The organism is Ensifer sp. EB106-05-01-XG146 (assembly GCF_058791875.1).
Map to the genome: position 1 here is coordinate 2,077,396 of NZ_JBYTDX010000001.1, position 17,926 is coordinate 2,095,321.

Consider the following 17,926-nt stretch of genomic DNA (forward strand, 5'->3'; position numbering starts at 1 on the left):
CGGCGCAAAATGCTGCCGCCTGCCAAGCCGATCAGAACGCCAGGCGATTGCTGGACCAGACCGGGCCGAGGCGCTCTTCTTCCTTGAGCGTCGTCGAACCGTAGGAGAAGCGCAGGCCGCCGAAGAGGGTGCTGGTGTCGCCGGAAACCGAAGCGCTCAGCCCTGAAAGCTCTTCGTTGGTGTATTTGTAGCCGGCAAAGAGCGTGACGGGGAAAGCGTCCAGCCGGTAGTTGGCCGTCAGCTTTACGCTGCGCAGGTCGTAATCCAGGTCGTTTTCGCTCATGCGATGCAGCGAGCCGTCGACGTCGAAGCGCAGGTTGTCGGTCGCGTAGATGCGCGCGCCGAGCGAGCCCATGTAATGATCGGCATCGATGTCGTCGAAGTCTTCCACACTCGCCTGGCCGTAGCCGATCGCGCCATGCAGCGTCCAGGTATCAAGGAAGTAGGCCGCTTCGACGCCACCCATGTAATCGTTGAGGTCGAGGCCGATGCCCGGGTCGAGGCGTGCGCCTTGCACGAAGACGCCTGCCGCAAAGAGATCATTACGGTAGTAGCCGTGCAGCGCGCCGTCATAGCTGTTCGTGTCGATATCCTCAAAGGAGGCGCGCGTGTAGCCGAGATCGACCTGCAGGTTGAAGCCGGCGCCGGCGTCGAAGTTCACCGCACCGCGCAGGTCCCATGCATCCGCATCGATATCGCCGGGCGAGTCCACGGCCGCGCCGTAGGACGTCTCGACGTAGCCGACGATGCCGCCCGACGCCTGCTCCACCGGCACCTCATAGGCGTCCTGCGGCCCCACCAACGGACCATCGATATCGGCAGCCGCCGCGATCGAAACACTTGAAAGAAGAAAAATGACGAAACTGCTCGTCCTGACCATTGCCCCACTCCGGTTCAAACCCCGGAAATAAGGTAAACGAACACGGTTAATACAATCTCTACGGGAAGCAGAGCAGACGTCCTGCCAACATCGACACGATCCGGACACCGTGGCAGCCGTTCATCCCGCGAACGGCCTTCGTCCCGCTCGCCGCACAACACCTTGTCACCGCGCAAAACCGGCGGCTGCCCCTCATCCCGCGGTGAGGACTTACTCCTCATCCGCCCGGTGAGGACTAACTCCTCATCCGCCCGGTGACGACTTGCCCCTCATCCTGCCGGCACCTTCTCCCCGCTTGGCGGGGAGAAGGACATGCGTGGCACTCACTCCCTCGGCGACAAGCACCGCAATCCGGCCCCCCGACCAAACACATTTGACCGTGACGGCGCTGCGTTCGAAATCACCGAGAACCGGGCTCGTACCCTCTCCCCGCCTGCGGGGAGAGGGTTAGGGTGAGGGGCAAGCAGAGTTGCTCCCGGGTTAAACCTGGGGAGATGGGCAAGGCCACCCCAAGGTTCGGCTAACAGCCCTTACTGGTTGGCGATCTTCTCGCGCAGGCGCTCGTCCTGGGCGGCGATCTCCGGCGTCACCAAGTCGCCGAAATCTTCCATCTCGAAGACCGGGCGGATTTCGATTTCGCTCGGGCCCGGCATCGGGTTCGGGCAGCGCTTCACCCAGGCGATTGCCTCGGCCATGTCCTTGACGGTCCAGATCCAGAAGCCCGCGACCAGTTCCTTGGTCTCGGCAAAGGGGCCATCGATGACCATGCGGTCGGCGCCGTCGAAGGCGACGCGGGCGCCACGCGACGAGGGATGCAGCCCCTCGCCCGCCTGCATGATGCCGGCATTGACCAGTTCCTCGTTGTACTTGCCCATGGCTTCCAGCAGCTCGGTCGAGGGCATGTTGCCCGCTTCGCTGTCCTTGGTCGCCTTTACGAAAACCACTACGCGCATTGTCCATTCTCCTCTGTCACGCCAGTCCCGGTCCTCGTGACCTCTGGGGGTGCCGGCGTGGTGAAACCCAAATAGTGAGAGCAGGCTGCGGGCGAAAGACCCGCGCGGATTTTTTTCCTATCCCGCTCCGGTGGAGGAAGCCAGATTGCCTCCCTGCCTAAATGACGAACGGGAAATGGCGGCGCCGACAGCGGTGTCGTTTTTTTTCCGAAATAAGATTGGCGGGGGGAAATGAAGAGAGAAAAGCGCTGCTCGACAAGTCCATCGCCGCAGATCCGAACGTGCGCCGTTGGCTCAAGAACCCCCAAGCCACTCCCCTCATCTGGCGGCTTGGCACGAGGCCGGCCCCCACCCACCCTCATCTCTGTGCTCGTCACAGAGATCCAGCAGCCGTGCGTCGGCACGGTGGGAAGTACGGTCTTGGCACGACGCCTCTTGGGAACCAGGTCCCTCGCGCCGCCGACGCGACGCGGCTGAATTCCTGTGACAAGCACAGGAATGAAGGACGCACTGCCCAAGAACCGTAAAAAAGAGGGCCACACCGCACCGGCATGGCCCTGGAGAATTCAATGCGGCTCAGGTGGGCCGGCGCGTCTTACTGCGCCTGCATATGCAGATCCGCCATCGCCTGCCTCAGATCATCGATCGGCGTCTGATTGGCCATCTTCTTGCCCTCCAGTTCCGGCGGCATCTTCCAGCCTGGATCGATGCCTTCCATGTTGGGCAGCTCGTGGGCGATGCCCTTATGGCAATCGATGCAGGTGGCCTTGCCCGAGAGCAGATAGCGGGTGTGGATCTCGGCCGCCCGCTGCGTCTGCTTCTGCAGGTCCATGGCGACGGAGGAATGGCAGTTGCGGCATTCCAGGCTGTCATTGGCCTTCATGCGCGCCCATTCGTGCTGCGCCAGTTCCAGCCGCTTCTCGAGGAATTTCGGCCTGGTATTGATCGTGCCAAAGATCTTGCCCCAGACTTCCTTCGAAGCCTGCATCTTGCGGGCGATCTTGTCGGTCCATTCATGCGGCACGTGGCAGTCCGGGCAACTGGCGCGCACGCCCGAGCGGTTGGAGAAGTGGATGGTGCGCGTCAGCTCCTGATAGACGTTGTCGTGCATCTCATGGCACGAGGTGCAGAACTTTTCGGTGTTGGTGAGTTCCAGCGCCGTGTTGAATGCACCCCAGAACATGACGCCGCCGATGAAGCCGCCGAGCGTGAGGAAGCCAAGGCCGAGCGTGCCGGCCGGCGTCTTCATGATGCCCCAGGCCCAAAGGATGATTTTCCTGATCCATGCGATCATGTCGTCACTCGCTTCCGGCCGGCTTGAAGCCCAGTTCGCTCATGTCCTTGAAATTGCTCGGCACCAGCGGGCTGGTATCGGCCTGCGGCACGTGGCAGGCGGTGCAGAAGTAACGCCGGGGCGAAACGTCGGCGATCATCTGCCCGTCGCGCGTCATGTAGTGGGTGACGCTGATCATCGGCGCACCCGAATCCTGCGTGAACTCGCGCTTGTGACAGGACAGGCACCGGTTGGCATTGACCGAAAGCTCGTAGCCCTCGATCGAATGCGGAATGACCGGCGGCTGATCGGGATAGGCGCGCATCTTGCGCTTGTCGTCGACCACCCATTTCGGCAGCGGTGCCGCCGCTTCCGTCGCCATCTGCGGCGTCGGCCCTTCGAGCTGCGGCACCAGTTTTTCCGCCACTTGGGCGACGGCCGCCGTCGTGACGAACATCAGAAGGCCAGCCGCAAGGGCCATCCATGCGGGCCGTTTGGCAACGGCCCGAACCAGCCGTGACCACCCTAGAGGGTGACGGGAAGAATCTTGACCGCGCATTTTTTGAAATCCGTCTGTTTGGAGATGGGATCGGTGGCGTCGAGGGTAACCTTGTTGATCAGCTGGCTGGCGTCGAACCAGGGAACGAAGACGACGCCGGGCGGCATGCGGTTGCGGCCGCGGATGTCGACGCGTGAGCGGATCTCGCCGCGGCGCGAGACGATGCGCACTTCCATGCCCTGGTTGATGCCGCGCTTGCGGGCATCCTCCGCGTTCATGAAGACGCGCGCGCCCGGAAACGCCTTGTAGAGTTCCGGCACCCGCATGGTCATCGAGCCCGAGTGCCAGTGTTCCAGCACGCGGCCGGTCACCAGCCAGGTATCGTATTCGTCGTCGGGAGATTCGGCCGGCGGCTCGTAGGGCACCGCAAGGATGATCGCCTTGCCGTCCTTGTTGCCATAGAACTTCACGCCCTCGCCCGGCTTCACATAGGGGTCGAAGCCCTCGCGGTAGCGCCAGCGCGTCTCCTGGCCGTTGACCACAGGCCAGCGCAGCCCGCGCACCTCGTGATAGGTGTCGTAGGGCGCCAGATCATGACCATGGCCGCGTCCGAAAGTGGCATATTCCTCGAACAGCCCCTTCTGGATGTAGAAGCCGAAATCCTTGGCTTCGTTGTTGTCGTATTCGGCGCTGACATCGGTCAGCGGGAAACGATCGACTTCGCCGTTCTTGAACAGAACCTCGAACAGCGTCTTGCCGCGATATTCGGGGCTGGCGTCGAGGATCTCCTTCGGCCACACCTCGTCGGTGGTGAAGCGCTTGGAAAACTCCACCATCTGCCAGAGGTCCGAGCGCGCTTCGCCGCCCGCTTGCACCAGCTGGTGCCAGACATGGGTGCGCCGCTCGGCATTGCCGTAGGCCCCTTCCTTCTCCACCCACATGGCGGCGGGCAGGATCAGGTCGGCGCTCATCGCCGTGATCGTCGGATAGGCATCGGAAACGACGATGAAATTGTCCGGGTTGCGATAGCCCTGCCAGGTCTCGTTGGCGGTGTTCGGCCCCGCCTGGACGTTGTTGTTGACCTGCACCCAGTAGAAATTGAGCTTGCCGTCCTTCAGCATCCGGTCCTGCTGCACGGCGTGGTAGCCGGGCTTTTCCGGAATGATACCGTGCGGAATGCGCCAGATTTCTTCGGCGTGCTTCCGGTGCTCGGGATTGGTCACCACCATGTCGGCAGGCAGGCGATGGGCGAAGGTGCCGACCTCGCGCGCCGTGCCGCAGGCAGACGGCTGTCCGGTCAGCGAGAACGGGCTGTTGCCGGGCTCGGAGATCTTTCCGGTCAGAAGATGCAGATTGTAGACCATCTGGTTGGCCCACACACCGCGCACATGCTGGTTGAAGCCCATGGTCCAGAGCGACATGACCTTGCGGCTCGGGTCGGCATAAAGCTCGGCCAGCTGCTCCAGGAACTCCGGATCGACGCCGGTCATCTCGGCGGTCTTCTTCAGCGTATATTCGGAAACGAACTCCTTGAACGCCTCGAAATCCATCGGCTCGGTCTTGCCGGGGTCCTTGGAGTTTGCGGCATTCACCTCGACCGGATTGTCGGGCCGGAGACCATAGCCGATGTCGGTGACCCCGCGAGCAAACTTCGTGTGCTTGTTGACGAAGTCCTCGTTGACCTTGCCGGTCGTGATGATGTGGTTGGCGATGTAGTTGAGGATGACGAGGTCGGTGCCTGGCTTGAAGACGATCGGGATATCGGCCAGGTCCATGCTGCGATGGGTGAAGGTCGAAAGCACCGCGACGCGCACATGCGGCTGGCCGAGACGCCGGTCGGCGACACGGGTCCAGAGGATCGGGTGCATCTCCGCCATGTTCGAGCCCCAGAGCACGAAGGCATCGGCGTTCTCGAAGTCGTCGTAGCAGCCCATCGGCTCGTCCATGCCGAAGGTGCGCATGAAGGCGACGGCGGCGGACGCCATGCAGTGGCGGGCATTGGGATCGAGATTGTTGGAGCGGAAACCCGCCCGCATCAGCTTGGTCGCCGCATAACCCTCGAAGATCGTCCATTGACCGGAGCCGAACATGCCGACGGCCGTCGGGCCTTTCTCCTTCAGCACCTTCTTTGCCTGCTCGGCCATGACGTTGAAGGCCTCGTCCCAGCTGACGGGCTCGAACTCGCCGTCCTTGGCGTAAGTGCCGCCGCGCTTCCTTAAGAGCGGCGTCGTCAGGCGGTCGTTGCCGTACATGATCTTGGAAAGGAAATAGCCCTTGATGCAGTTGAGGCCGCGGTTGACCTCGGCCTGCATGTCGCCGTGGGTGGCGACAACCTGGCCTTCCTTCACGCCCACCATCACGCCGCAGCCCGTGCCGCAGAAGCGACACGGCGCCTTGGACCACTTGATTTCCAGCGCGTTGACGCCGCCCGGCACCGGCTGTGCGGCGGCAGGCAGCGCAATGCCGGCCGTGGCGGCGGCGATGCCGGCCGCATGGGCCTTCAGAATGTCACGCCGCGTCAGTTCTCCGCTCATGGCTCCTGCCCTTCCTCTTCCATTTCCACATGCTCGAAAACCATGTTGGCCGAGATCACCCCGTCGAGCAGCGAGATCTGAGTCAGCCGTTCGCCGAGCGCGCCCGTGCTTCTGCCTTCGATGACGACGACGATCTTGCCGCCGCCATGGCCATGGATTTCGACGTTTTCCATTCCCGCGAGCGTCGCCAGGATCGCTTCGGTGCTCTGCGGCATCGTGGCGACCACGGCGCTCGAAATGTGATAGGGCGTACCCGCCTTTGCCGCTGCGGCCTCAGACATGCGCCACCTCCACTTCCAATGCCTTCACTGCAATCGCACTCACCGGGCAGCCACTGAGGCAGGCGCCGCAGCCGGTGCATCGGTCTTCGTTGATCTCAGGCAGAAACGGCCCGCCGATACGCGGGCGAAAACGGATCGCCTGCTCCGGACAGCTTTCGCCGCAGGACTGGCAGGCAATGTATCGGCGCGCGAGACAGGTATCGGTGACCGCGGCGACATGCGGGAAACGGCGCACGGCCTTCTCGGTGAATACCGGCTCGGGACAGGCTTCCTCGCAGGCACCACAGAAGGTGCATTCGCCGCCCGAAAAGTCGACGAAGGGAAGACCGTCAGAAAGACGGATTATGGCGGTGGGACATCGCTCCGCACAGGCGCCGCAACCGGTGCAGGCGGCAAGGCTGAGCTCCGAAACGCCCGGCGGGCGGATGCGGACGGGCTTTGCGGCAGCGCGGCCGGTAAAAAATTCACGGCGTGAGAGAGGTTCGACCTTCATGGCTCGACCTCAATGCCCGGGCGGGCCCGGCGGGCCAAAGATGATCTGCAGCATCCAGACGAGGAAACCATAGCCGCCGACAATGCCGACGGCGACGATCGGCCAGATGCCGAAGGCGAGCACGAAGAAGGTAATCAGCTCCGCGCGTCGCGAGCGCGGCGGCTTTTCGATCGGCTGTGCCTGAACGACTTCCGGCATTCCTGCGTCCCCCAACACAATCCAAGGTAAGATGCGCCACCGGAAATAAAAATCAATCCCGTGACCGGCCGATGACAGCTTTTCACCGTGCCTCAGAGTAAATGCCGAACAGAAGGGGTCATTGATCTGTGTCAAATTGACAGAAAACTGGCACCGGAATTCCCGAGAAATTCTCACGCGTCGTTCCGGCATAACTTGCGGACGCCAATCAGTTTTTGCGAATATCGATATATTTCTAGAAATACATCGCCTCATGCCCGCTCGGCCGAACCGACCGGACATGCGGATACGGGACCAATCCTGCCGGCGGCGAGCGCAACCTGCCCCGACGGCAGAACCCGAGGCAACAGCCCTTGCAACCCTGGGCTTTGCAGCCTACTTCTTGGCGCATGACACAGCTGATCGAAATCGGAACCGCGCGCGTGCTGCAATGCGCTGTCGATGGCCCTCTGCTTGCGGCACCGGGCGACGCCAATGATTTTCTCGGCGACGGCTGGGCGCATGAGGCCGACTTGCTGGCAGTCCCGGTCGAACGGCTGGGTCCCCATTTCCTCGATCTTTCGACCCGCGTCGCCGGCGAGGTGTTCCAGAAATTCGTCAACTACCGCATGCGGCTCGCCATCGTCGGCGATATCAGCACCAGGCTCGAAGCCAGCAAGGCGCTGACCGATTTCGTGCGCGAAACGAACAAGGGTGATTCGATCTGGTTCGTGCCGGATTTCGAAACGCTTCGCGCCCGGCTCGAGCGTTTGCCGACCGCCTGAACGCGGTAGTGTCTGACGATCAGTGCGGATCGATGGGGAGACCCGTGACAATGCGCCCATCCGCAGCGAACACTGGAAATCGCCCCGCGGTCACGCTGACGACCGATCGACTCGCGCTGCGCCCGACAACGCCCGCCGATGCGCAGCGCGCCTTTGAGATCCAGTCGGATTGGGACGTCACGCGCATGCTACGCATGGCGCAGTTTCCACCCGATCCCGACGACATGACCGTCTGGTTCGGTGTGCACCGGCAGGAATGGATCGCCGGCACGGCCTTTCGATTTACCATCGAGCGCAAAGGCCACATGATCGGCCTGGTCGATCTCGACGAGATCGACGGCGAAGAAGGCGAACTCGGCTACTGGCTGGAGAAGCCAAGCTGGGGCCAGGGCTATGCCTTCGAGGCAGCGCAGGCAGTGGTGTCCTTCGCCTTCGAGCAGCTCGGGCTCGCGAGGCTGAAATCAGGCCACGCGGCCGACAATCCGGCCTCCGGCAAGGTCCTGCTCAAGCTCGGCTTTCGCCCTGAGAAAACCATGCGGAAGGCCTCCCGCTCGAGGGGCGAAGAGATCCTCCACCAGAGCTACAGCCTCGCGTCAGAGGCGTGGCGCAATCGGTCGGGTGCCGATCGCTGAGCGGCGGCGTGTCGGTGCGGTCCGTCTTTTGCGGGATCATCACTCTCCAGCTGGCTCCGCGGCGACGGCCCGTTGTGCGCGCCTGAACGCCCTGCCCGCAACGGCAATCGCCAGCGCGGTCACGGTCAACAGCCCAGCCACAGCAAAGGTCACCTGCATGCCCCTGGCGACCAAGGCTGGCGCCGCCCCGGCCATGTCGCTTGCCACCACGGCTGAGGCAAAGACCGCGCCCATGACCGATGCGCCGGTGACGAGGCCGAGATTGCGCGAAAGGTAGAGCAGGCCGGAAACGACGCCGCGCCGGTCCGCGCTCACATCCGCCATGACCGCCGTATTGTTGGCCGCCTGGAACAGCTGGTAGCCGGGCGTCAAAAGCGCGATCGCCGCGACATAACCGGCAACGCCAAAAAGCCCGGGCAGCAGCACAAGCGCCGCGCAGCCCGCAACCATCGCGGCAAGACCGATCGTGACTACGAAGCCCGCGCCCAGGCGATCGACGATACGGCCGGCGACCACGCCACCGAAGGCCGAGATGACGGGACCGACCGACAGGACGAGCCCGACCATCGCCGCATCGAGCCCCAGCCCGCGCGACAGATAAAACGGCCCGACCACCAGCGTCGCCATCATCACGGTCGAGACCAGCGCATTGGTCGAAAGCCCGCGGCTGAAAACCGGATCACGCAACATCGCCGGCCGGATCAGCGGCGAGGCTACCTTGGTCTCGACCCGCAGGAACAGTGCAAGACCCAAAACGGCGGCCGAAAGCAGCGCGACATTGAGCATGCCGAAACTGCCGCGGCCCACCGTCATCGCCAATGCATAGGCGCCCAGCGAAAGCGCAAGCAGCAAGGTGCCGGCGACGTCGAAGCGTGGGCGTTCCCTGCCCTCATACCCCTTGTCCGCCGGCAGATACCGATGGGCGAGCACGAGCGCCAGAAGCCCCAACGGCACGTTGACGAGAAAGATCGCCCGCCAACCGGGCCCGGCAATCAGCGCGCCGCCGAGCGACGGCCCGAGCGCTGTGCCGATGGCCGACATGGTGCCGAGCAAGCCCATGGCGCTGCCGGTCTTCTCCGTCGCCACCGTCTCGCCGACAAACGCCATGGTCAGCGCCATCATGATCGCAGCCCCGACGCCCTGCATCGCTCGCGCCGCGACGAGCAGCGGGAAAGCGGGCGTCAGGCCGCAAAGCACCGAGGCTGCGATAAAGAGCGCGATGCCGGCAAGCAGAAGCCGCCGCCGGCCGACGATATCGCCAAGCCGCCCGACGCTGACGATCAGCGTGGTGATGGCAAGCAGATAGGCAAGCACCACCCATTGCACCGCCTGGAACGAGACACCAAAAGCGTCCGCCAGCGCCGGAAGCGCCACATTGGCGCTGCTGGTGCCAAGCGAGGAGAGCAGCATCGACAGCGACAGGCTGGTGAGCACGCAGCGAACCGAGGCGGTGGCGGGAGCGTTTGCAGTCTTCGTCGCGCTCATCGACCACCTCCCGCGCGCGAGGTTTCGCACCGATCTTTTGCAGCACGGGAAATCGCGGGGAAACAAGGCGATAGCGCGCTTTCATGATTCAAAATGGGCGGCAACGACTTCCGATCAGACAGGGAAATCGGGGCGGGCATCAGTGGGCATGAGATCATCGAAAAACCCTCCAAGGTCAGTTCTCCGAAAAAATAGACCTCGGCTTCATGTGGCGGAAGACGCAGCATTTGCACTTCATTCGTGCGTTTGACGCCACATCATGAGCCAACTGTGTTATGGATGGGCATGACCAGACCGGATCTCAACCTGCTCGTGACCCTCGACGTGCTGCTTGCGGAAGGCAGCGTCGCCCGCGCCGCCAGGCGCCTGCGGCTCAGCCCCTCGGCCATGAGCCGGGCGCTGGCAAGGCTGCGCGAGGCGACCGGCGATCCGCTTCTGGTGCGTGCCGGCCGCGGCCTCGTTCCGACGCCGAGGGCGCTGGAGCTGCGCACGCTCACCGGCCCCATCGTCGAAGCGGCCGAAGCCTGCCTTCGCCCGGCCGAGAGCCTGGACCTGAAGACGCTTGCCCGCACCTTCACGCTCAGGAACCGCGAGGGTTTCGTCGAAAACTTCGGCGCTGGACTGATTGCCCGTGTCGAGCGAGAGGCGCCCGGCGTGCGTCTGCGCTTCGTGCAGAAGCTCGACCGGGAAAGCAGCCCGCTTCGCGAAGGAACCGTCGATCTCGAAACTGCCGTTGTCGGCGACATGACGGGCCCGGAGCTTCGCGCCCAAGCCCTCTTCCACGACCGTTTCGTCGCCGTGGTCCGCCCGGGCCATCCGCTGACATCAGGCGAAGTGACGCCCGCCCGCTACGCCGAAGGCCACCACATCCATGTCTCGCGCCGCGGCAACGACGTCGGCCCGATCGACACTGCCCTCCAGGCCCTCGGCCTTAGCCGCAAGATCACCGCTTCCGTCGGCAGCTTCTCCGAGGCCCTGGCGCTTGTCCGCGCCACCGACCTCGTCGCCAGCGTGCCCGAGCGCTACACCGGAAGCCTGCGCGAAAACCTCGTCACCTTCCCCCTGCCCGTCGCCCTGCCCGAAATCACCATTTCGTTGCTCTGGCACCCCCGCCTCGACGCCGATCCGGCGCACAGGTGGCTAAGGGGATGCGTGCGGGAGGTCTGCGCCGTGTGACGCGCCGCGCGGCAAGAGGCCAGGCCCCGAGCGCATACCGATGCGCCCCCAAGGACCTACGGTTGCCTGCAACAGGCCATCGGGCTATCAGCCCAATCCCGGCCGCAAATGCGCCGCCTCGCCAGCGCACCTCAAACCCGCACACAGGAGAACGCGATGTTCGACCACGTCAAATTCGGTGTCCGCGACTACGCGGCAAGCCTCGACTTCTACCTGAAGACGCTCGAACCGCTCGGCGTTTCGGTGGTCGATCATGGCGCGCATGGCGTGGAGATGAGTACGGACGGCAAGTCGTCGCTGTGCCTCTACCAGACCGAGGAATCGCCGGCGCACCTTCACCTCGCCTTCATGGCCACGACCCGTGAGCAGGTCGACGCCTTCTACAGCGCAGCCCTTGCGGCCGGCGGCAGGGACAACGGCGCGCCGGGCCTGCGCCCGCGCTACCACGCCAACTATTACGCCGCCTTCGTTTTCGATCCGGATGGCCACAACATCGAGGCTGTCTGCCACGAGCCTGAGGCCTGATCCGACCAAGATCGCGGCAAGGAGCCGCCATCGATGCCCGGCAAACGAGCTGGGCCTTGATGGCGACAGGCTGAAGTCTACGTGGCGTTGCGCCCCCGCTTCAGGGCGGACGGCGCGACGCTCAAAACCAATAGCGTCTCATCCGCGCCAGGAATTCGACCGTCGTCACGGGAAAGCCTGAGCCACTGCCGATGACGGAATCGATGCCGCAACGGGGACAGATCGCCGTTGTGTCATCGTCGATCCATTCGTTGATCTCGGCCGCCGGAAAGATCTCGCAACAATAGAAGCATCCGCAGGACGGGCTCGCTTCGATTTCCGCTCGATGGTTGGCGCAAAGCTTGTGCGCCTGGATGACGATTTCGTCCATCCGTCATCATTGGCGCATGTATCAAGGGCTGTCCAGCGAGCGCGACACGCGCCTCCATCGCTCATGCGCCTTTCGAGACGGAATTCCGGGCCACCGCCGGCGCTGCCTCGTACCAGTCCCTGGACCTGTTCACGATCCAGACGACCGACAGCATCACCGGTACCTCGATGAGTACCCCGACGACGGTCGCGAGCGCGGCGCCCGACTGGATGCCGAACAGGCTGATGGCGGCGGCAACGGGCGGAAGAGCCAGCAGAACAACCATGCCAGCAGGGCCATCGAGAATGGCTTGATCGCCCCGTTGATGAAGAGCGTCACGCCGATGCCGCGCCAGTGGCGCCCCAGCTCGCACAGCGACCGGAAGTCGATCTTCATCAGCATCGGGCCACGGTAGCAATGGATCGCGGACATCCCTGCCCGAACTACTTGCCGACCTCGATCACGAGCGGGTAGCCCTCGTCATCCCACTCCAGAAATCCGCCGGCGAAATAGTAGACGCGGGTGTAGCCCCAGGCGATCGCCTTGGCGGACGCATAGGCGGCATGGGTGCAGTTTCTGCCCTGACAATAGAAGGCGACCTCGTCTGCCTTTCCCACCACCTTGGCGAGGCTTTCCTTCGATAGCGCGGTCAGCAGCGACAGATTGACGGCCTTGGGGAGATGGCCAATGTCATAGGTGAGCGGCGCCCGCACATCGATGAAGGTGACGCCGCGCGCAAGCAGCGCTTTCACTTCCGCAACGTCGACCTTTATCGTTCGCTCGACGCTGAGCTCGCCCTTCGTCAGCGTCATGAACTTGGCATAGTCGTCGAAGGCAAGGTCCGTGCCGGCCCCTTCCGGCAATCCGGCCTTGCGAAGTCCCTCCTGCAACCGCGCGATATAGGGCCGGTGGTAGCTGAAGGCGCTGCCATACCAGTCATAGGCGCTTTCCTGGACGGTGAGCGGATCTCCCAGCGAGGACGTCGCCAGTTTGTTGTACTGGTCGACCAGCCTCTGAATGTCGCCCGTGCGGCCGAGATGTCCGTAGCTCGAAGTCAGCGTGGCGTAATCCCCCAAGAGTTCGGAGCTTTTCTCGAGCACCCGCTCGTAGGTGGCGGCGGCCTCGTCGTATTTGCCTTGAGAAAACAGCGAGACGGCGAGCATGCGCAGCGTTGCCCGCGTCGGGTGAGGATCGAACCGCATCGCCAGGCGCGCCTCCTGTTCCGCCTCTGTCGCGCGTCCCGTCGCGTTGAGGATCCGCGCCATACCGACATGGTTGTCGGGATCGTTGGGTGCTAGCGTCATCGCTCGGTCGATGGCGGCGAAGGCTTCGTCGTAACGCCCCTGCTGCGCGAGCACCTGCGCCGAGACGGCATAGGCAAGCGGCGTCGGCCTCTCCATCGCCTTTGCGAGATTTCTGGCGAGGTTCCTGGACGCGGCCTCCCTGCGGGAATAATCCCAGGAGAGGATGCTCGCCCGCCAGTTTGCCGCCGCCAGCGACGCGTAGGCGCGGCTATAGTGCGGGTCGAGCACGATCGCCTTCTGGAAAAATGCGGAAGCTGCGACCGTTTCCGCTTCGCTGTCGCGGCGAAGATGCTCCCAGCCGCGCAACAGGGTATCGTAGGCCTTCGGGTTCGTCGTTTCCGGCACCGCCGCCACGTTCTTTTCGGCACTCGTCAGCTTCACGGAGAGCGTCGAGACGATCTGTCCGATCACCTTGTCCTGCAGCCCGAACACGCCGCTCATTTCCCCATCATAGCGCTCGGCCCAAAGGTGGTGCCCGTCGATCGCGTCGATCAATTGGGCATTGACCCGAACCTGGTTTCCCTCCCGACGGACGCTCCCTTCGAGGATATAGTGGACGCCCAGTTCCGCCCCCACCTGCTGCGCCTTGGTGGGCTTGCCCTTGTAAGCAAAGGTCGAGTTGCGCGCGATGACGAAGATGCCCGACAGTTTCGACAGTTCGGTGATCAGGTCGTCGGTCATGCCGTCGGCGAAGTAGCTTTGCGCTGAATCGGAGCTGAGATTTTCGAAAGGCAGCACCGCGATCGAGGGCGTCTGCGGCAGCGGCAAGGCGCTCCGCGCAACGGACGCGGGCTCGACGCTCTCGCGCCTCTGCACCAGCCACGTCGCGGCAAGGCCGGTCGCAACGATCACGGCCAGCGCAGCCGCAATGCGCCAGCCGCGAAGGGTCTCGAAGGTGAAGCGCCGACTTTTGAAATCTCCGTCGAACTGCACCCGGTAGACGCGGACGGGCCGCTGGATGTTCTTCACGTGATGCTCGCCAATGAACTCCAGCGGCAGTTCGAACTTGCCCTGCAGGTGGTCGAAGGCGGTGCCGGAGACGAACAGGCCCCCTGGCTCGCACATCTGCTCGAGGCGGGCTGCGACGTTGACGCCGTCGCCGAGCAGATCATCCCCCTCGACGACGACATCGCCGAGGTTGATGCCCATGCGCAGCAGCAGCCGATGCTCGCGCGGGATATCCGCCTGGCGCGCCGCAACCCTGTTTTGCGACGCGACCGCACAGGCGACGGCATCGACGACGGAGCCGAATTCGACGATCGCACCGTCGCCCATCAGTTTGACGATGCGGCCGTGGTAGTCCTGCATGAGGGGATCGAAGATGTCGCAACGCCACGCCTTGATGGCTGCGAGCGTACGGGCCTCGTCGGCCTCCATCAGCCGCGAGTAGCCGACAACGTCGACGGCAAGAATGGCCACCAGCCGCCGTTCTGCGCGAACTGCTTCCATAGCCACCTCTCCCGACGGTGCAGCAGGCTCCGCAATTGCGTTGTCAGGGGCGGAAACGCATCCTCCTCGCCTCCGGATCCGTGCTCGCGTCCACGCGCAGGCCTTGAGCGCGCGGGCCCGCTTTTCACCCCGCCCCCGCCTTCACCAGCCCCTCGCGCAGATGCTGCAGGTCCTCCTCCTGCGCATAGTGCATGGTCGCCAGAAAGGTCTCGATCTCGAAGCTCGGCGCCAGCGCCTTGACCTTGCCGATATGCGCGCCCGCCGCAATCGCATCACCGCGCCAGCCGTGGCAGGCGGCGACGAAGGCGTGCTGGGTCTCGTCCATCGAGGTCAGGTGCATGAAGGCCTCGATCGCCTCGCCATATCGGCGCGCGGCGAAATGCGCCTTGCCGAGGTGGCTCCAGAAGCGTTCCGGGTGGTGCGGGTTCAGGCGCATCGCCTTCAGGATCCATTCCGCTCCCTCCTCCGGCCGGCCGAGCCAGGTCAAGAGTTCGCCCTGCTGCACCACGACGAGGTCGTAATTGGGGTTGAGGAACAGCGCCCGCTCCTGGTGATAGCGCGCCGTCGTCAGTTCGTTGGTGTTGACGTTGACGGCGGCAAGGATGCGATGCACGTCGGCGTCGTTGTCGTCGAGCGCAAGCGCCCGTTCGAGCTCGGCATTGACCTCGGCCCAGGTCGCCTCCTTGTCGGCACACCAGCCGTAGACCCAGGATTGCCCGAGGATGCAGGCCCGCCAGGCATGCGCGTGGGCATAGCCGGGATCGAGCGAAACGGCACGGTCGATCAACGCCTGCGCCTGCCTGTTGTCGTCGGCACTGCTGCGGTGATGCAGCACCTTGGCGGCAAGCGCACATTCATAGGCCGCCATGTTGGCCGGCTTGGTGCGCGAAAGCTGGTCGCGCTGGGCGGCCTCCAGCCGACCGGGCACGGTCGCGGCGATCGCCGCCGTCACCTCGTCCTGAATGGCGAAGATGTCGTCGAGCTGCCGGTCGTATTTGTCGGCCCAGATGTGTGCGTCGTTGACCGCGTCGATCAACTGGACGGTGACGCGCACCCGCTCGCCGATCTTGCGCACGCTGCCTTCCACCAGATATTGCGCCCCGAGGCTGGCAGCCACCTCGCGCACGTTGACCGACTGGTTCTTGTAGACGAAGGAGGAGTTGCGCGAGATGACGAAGAGCTCATGCCTTCGCGAAAGCTCGGTAATGATGTCCTCGGTCAGCCCGTCGGCGAAGAACTCCTGGTCGGGATCGCCGCTCATATTGTCGAAGGGCAAGACGACGATCGTCGGTTTGCAGACGCCCTTTTTCGCTTCGCTCCCTCCCGTCGAGGCCGGAAGGTCCAGACCCTCGAGACCGACGCGGTAGAGGCGCACCGGCCGGCTGATGTTCTTCAGCGTCTTCTCTCCGAGATCTTCGATCGGCAATTCCAGCCGGTCGGCCACTTGCGTTGCCACCGCCGCCGTCACGCAGATGCCGCCGACTTCGGCCAGCTGCTCGGCGCGCGCGGCAATGTTGACGCCGTCGCCGAAGATGTCGTCGTCCTCGAAGATGATGTCGCCGAGATTGATGCCGATGCGGAATTCGATCCGCCGGTCCTCCGGCACATCGGAGTTCCGCCTCTTCATGCGCTGCTGGATCTCGACCGCGCATTTGACCGCATCGGTCACGCTCTGGAATTCCACCAGCAGCCCGTCGCCGGTGGTCTTGATCAGCCGCCCCTTGTTCTTGGCGATCGCGGGATCTATGAGCTCGATGCGGTGGGTGCGGAGCCGCGCAAGCGTGCCCGCTTCGTCGGCCTCCATCAGCCTGGAGTAGCCGGCCATATCGGCCGCCAGCACTGCGGCTAATCTCTGCTCCATGGGCTTGCCAAACACGTTGAAAAGCGGCCCGTTCCGGATTTCCGGACCTAAGAGATATCCGATCCGATATTATCGCAGCCTGAAACGATCTCCTACCTAAATTAGCAAATGCAAAAACCAAAAGGGGGCGCACATGCGCCGGCGCTCGGCAGCGGGCGGTCCCGCAGGCCTTGGCGCATTCCTGCTTGACAATACTTGCCTTAGGCAACTATTTATCTGATCAAGGCAAATTCATAAAGGCATCCCATGTCTCCGCAGCAAATCGATGACCGCGCCCAGACGGTGCGGCGCTTCAACCGCTTTTACACCCGACTGATGGGCCTGCTGCACGAGCATCTGCTCGCCAGCGCCTTCTCGCTGACCGAAGTCCGGATTCTCTATGAGTTGGCGCATCGCTCCGGTCTGACGGGGAGCGACCTCTGCCGCGAACTCGGCCTCGATGCGGGATATCTCAGCCGCGTCATTACCGGCTTCGAGAAGAAGGGGCTGATCGAAAAGACCCGTTCGCCGGCCGACGGCCGGGTCACGCAACTCGAGCTGACGGACGCGGGGCGCGCGATCTTCCAGCCCCTGGAGGATGCATCACAGCGCGAAGTCGTCGCCATGCTGGAAAAGCTTTCGGTGCCGGAACAGAAGCAGCTGGTGGGCGCCATGGGCGAGATCGAAAGCCTGCTTGCCGAGGAGCGCACGCCGGGCTTCATCCTGCGCGATCCGCAGCCGGGCGACATGGGCTGGGTGATCCACCGGCAGGGCGCGCTCTATGCGCAGGAATATGGCTGGACCACCGCGTTCGAAGCGCTGGTCGCCGAGATCGTCGTCAAATACATGCACGACTACGATCCGAAGTCGGATCGATGCTGGATCGCCGAAAAAGACGGCAAGGTCGTCGGCTCGGTATTTCTCGTCCGCCACGATGAAACGACGGCGAAGCTGCGCCTGCTCTATGTCGAGCCCAGCGCCCGGGGCCTCGGCATCGGCCGTCGGCTGGTCGAGGAATGCATGCGCCACGCCCGCCTTCTCGGCTACCACCGCATGATCCTGTGGACCAATGCCGGCCTCGACGCCGCCCGCCACATCTACGAGGAGGCCGGCTTCGCGCTGATCGAGGAAGAACAACACCACAGCTTCGGCAAGGATCTCACCGGCCAGATTTTCGCGCGGGACCTGTAGGAACGGCAGGCACGCCATCCGCTGGAAGATCGAGAAGGCCTTTAAGGGGCGTATTCCGCTGGCCTCGCAGGAAAGCGGCGGTCCGTCGGTCACGCCCCCC

17 protein-coding genes and 1 pseudogene are annotated in these 17,926 nt (G+C 63.8%); 5 read left to right on the forward strand and 13 right to left on the reverse strand.

The window, feature by feature from the left end; all coding sequences use genetic code 11:
* Positions 1-31 precede the first annotated feature (31 nt).
* The 8 genes from AC3WVQ_RS10295 to napE form a co-directional block, all read right to left on the reverse strand.
* Positions 32-880 (reverse strand): hypothetical protein, encoded by an 849-nt coding sequence (locus tag AC3WVQ_RS10295; RefSeq protein WP_034793150.1) that lies wholly within the window; start codon positions 878-880, stop codon positions 32-34.
* Between the two features lie 530 nt (positions 881-1,410).
* Complete coding sequence (locus AC3WVQ_RS10300; RefSeq protein WP_060516071.1) at positions 1,411-1,833, reverse strand: YciI family protein; 423 nt, start codon at positions 1,831-1,833, stop codon at positions 1,411-1,413.
* Between the two features lie 595 nt (positions 1,834-2,428).
* A complete protein-coding gene (locus AC3WVQ_RS10305; RefSeq protein WP_034793141.1) occupies positions 2,429-3,127 on the reverse strand; it encodes a NapC/NirT family cytochrome c in 699 nt (232 codons plus the stop codon).
* 4 nt (positions 3,128-3,131) lie between these two features.
* Positions 3,132-3,587: a nitrate reductase cytochrome c-type subunit gene (locus tag AC3WVQ_RS10310; protein WP_089043553.1), complete on the reverse strand. Its 456-nt coding sequence runs from the start codon at positions 3,585-3,587 to the stop codon at positions 3,132-3,134.
* Positions 3,588-3,631: 44 nt separating this feature from the next.
* On the reverse strand, positions 3,632-6,139 hold the full coding sequence (napA, locus tag AC3WVQ_RS10315; protein WP_060516070.1) for a periplasmic nitrate reductase subunit alpha: 2,508 nt from the start codon (positions 6,137-6,139) through the stop codon (positions 3,632-3,634).
* Positions 6,136-6,420, reverse strand: a complete 285-nt coding sequence (locus AC3WVQ_RS10320) for a chaperone NapD (RefSeq protein ID WP_034793133.1) — start codon at positions 6,418-6,420, stop codon at positions 6,136-6,138. Before AC3WVQ_RS10320 ends, napA begins: the two co-directional genes overlap by 4 nt.
* The gene (gene napF, locus AC3WVQ_RS10325) at positions 6,413-6,913 is read right to left on the reverse strand and encodes a ferredoxin-type protein NapF (protein WP_034793131.1); all 501 of its coding nucleotides are present in this window, start codon (positions 6,911-6,913) and stop codon (positions 6,413-6,415) included. The genes AC3WVQ_RS10320 and napF overlap by 8 nt, the downstream gene beginning before the upstream one ends.
* Before the next feature lie 9 nt (positions 6,914-6,922).
* On the reverse strand, positions 6,923-7,111 hold the full coding sequence (napE, locus tag AC3WVQ_RS10330; RefSeq protein ID WP_034793129.1) for a periplasmic nitrate reductase, NapE protein: 189 nt from the start codon (positions 7,109-7,111) through the stop codon (positions 6,923-6,925).
* Between the two features lie 389 nt (positions 7,112-7,500).
* On the opposite strand from napE, the gene AC3WVQ_RS10335 reads away from it, so the two are divergent.
* On the forward strand, positions 7,501-7,875 hold the full coding sequence (locus tag AC3WVQ_RS10335; protein WP_034793127.1) for a DUF4180 domain-containing protein: 375 nt from the start codon (positions 7,501-7,503) through the stop codon (positions 7,873-7,875).
* Positions 7,876-7,925: 50 nt separating this feature from the next.
* Positions 7,926-8,507, forward strand: coding sequence for a GNAT family N-acetyltransferase (locus tag AC3WVQ_RS10340; protein WP_110818646.1), 582 nt, complete (start codon positions 7,926-7,928; stop codon positions 8,505-8,507).
* Between the two features lie 39 nt (positions 8,508-8,546).
* Here the strand turns inward: AC3WVQ_RS10340 and AC3WVQ_RS10345 are convergent, their stop codons facing one another.
* Positions 8,547-9,992, reverse strand: a complete 1,446-nt coding sequence (locus AC3WVQ_RS10345) for an MFS transporter (RefSeq protein ID WP_090294171.1) — start codon at positions 9,990-9,992, stop codon at positions 8,547-8,549.
* 285 nt (positions 9,993-10,277) lie between these two features.
* Between AC3WVQ_RS10345 and AC3WVQ_RS10350 the strand changes: the two genes are divergently transcribed.
* Positions 10,278-11,168 (forward strand): LysR family transcriptional regulator, encoded by an 891-nt coding sequence (locus AC3WVQ_RS10350; protein ID WP_090294445.1) that lies wholly within the window; start codon positions 10,278-10,280, stop codon positions 11,166-11,168.
* A gap of 156 nt (positions 11,169-11,324) precedes the next feature.
* Entirely contained in the window at positions 11,325-11,693 is a 369-nt protein-coding gene (locus AC3WVQ_RS10355; protein WP_060583226.1) for a VOC family protein, read from the forward strand.
* A 121-nt stretch (positions 11,694-11,814) separates the two neighbouring features.
* Here the strand turns inward: AC3WVQ_RS10355 and AC3WVQ_RS10360 are convergent, their stop codons facing one another.
* The 4 genes and pseudogenes from AC3WVQ_RS10360 to AC3WVQ_RS10375 form a co-directional block, all read right to left on the reverse strand.
* Positions 11,815-12,063 (reverse strand): cytoplasmic protein, encoded by a 249-nt coding sequence (locus tag AC3WVQ_RS10360; RefSeq protein WP_492382713.1) that lies wholly within the window; start codon positions 12,061-12,063, stop codon positions 11,815-11,817.
* Positions 12,064-12,124: 61 nt separating this feature from the next.
* Positions 12,125-12,301 (reverse strand): annotated as a pseudogene (locus AC3WVQ_RS10365) (arsenical-resistance protein); the annotation flags it as partial.
* Between the two features lie 184 nt (positions 12,302-12,485).
* The gene (locus AC3WVQ_RS10370) at positions 12,486-14,795 is read right to left on the reverse strand and encodes a rhodanese-like domain-containing protein (RefSeq protein WP_492382714.1); all 2,310 of its coding nucleotides are present in this window, start codon (positions 14,793-14,795) and stop codon (positions 12,486-12,488) included.
* Positions 14,796-14,919: 124 nt separating this feature from the next.
* Complete coding sequence (locus AC3WVQ_RS10375) at positions 14,920-16,656, reverse strand: adenylate/guanylate cyclase domain-containing protein (protein ID WP_060516063.1); 1,737 nt, start codon at positions 16,654-16,656, stop codon at positions 14,920-14,922.
* 246 nt (positions 16,657-16,902) lie between these two features.
* On the opposite strand from AC3WVQ_RS10375, the gene AC3WVQ_RS10380 reads away from it, so the two are divergent.
* On the forward strand, positions 16,903-17,826 hold the full coding sequence (locus AC3WVQ_RS10380) for a bifunctional helix-turn-helix transcriptional regulator/GNAT family N-acetyltransferase (RefSeq protein ID WP_110818648.1): 924 nt from the start codon (positions 16,903-16,905) through the stop codon (positions 17,824-17,826).
* Positions 17,827-17,926: the final 100 nt, after the last annotated feature.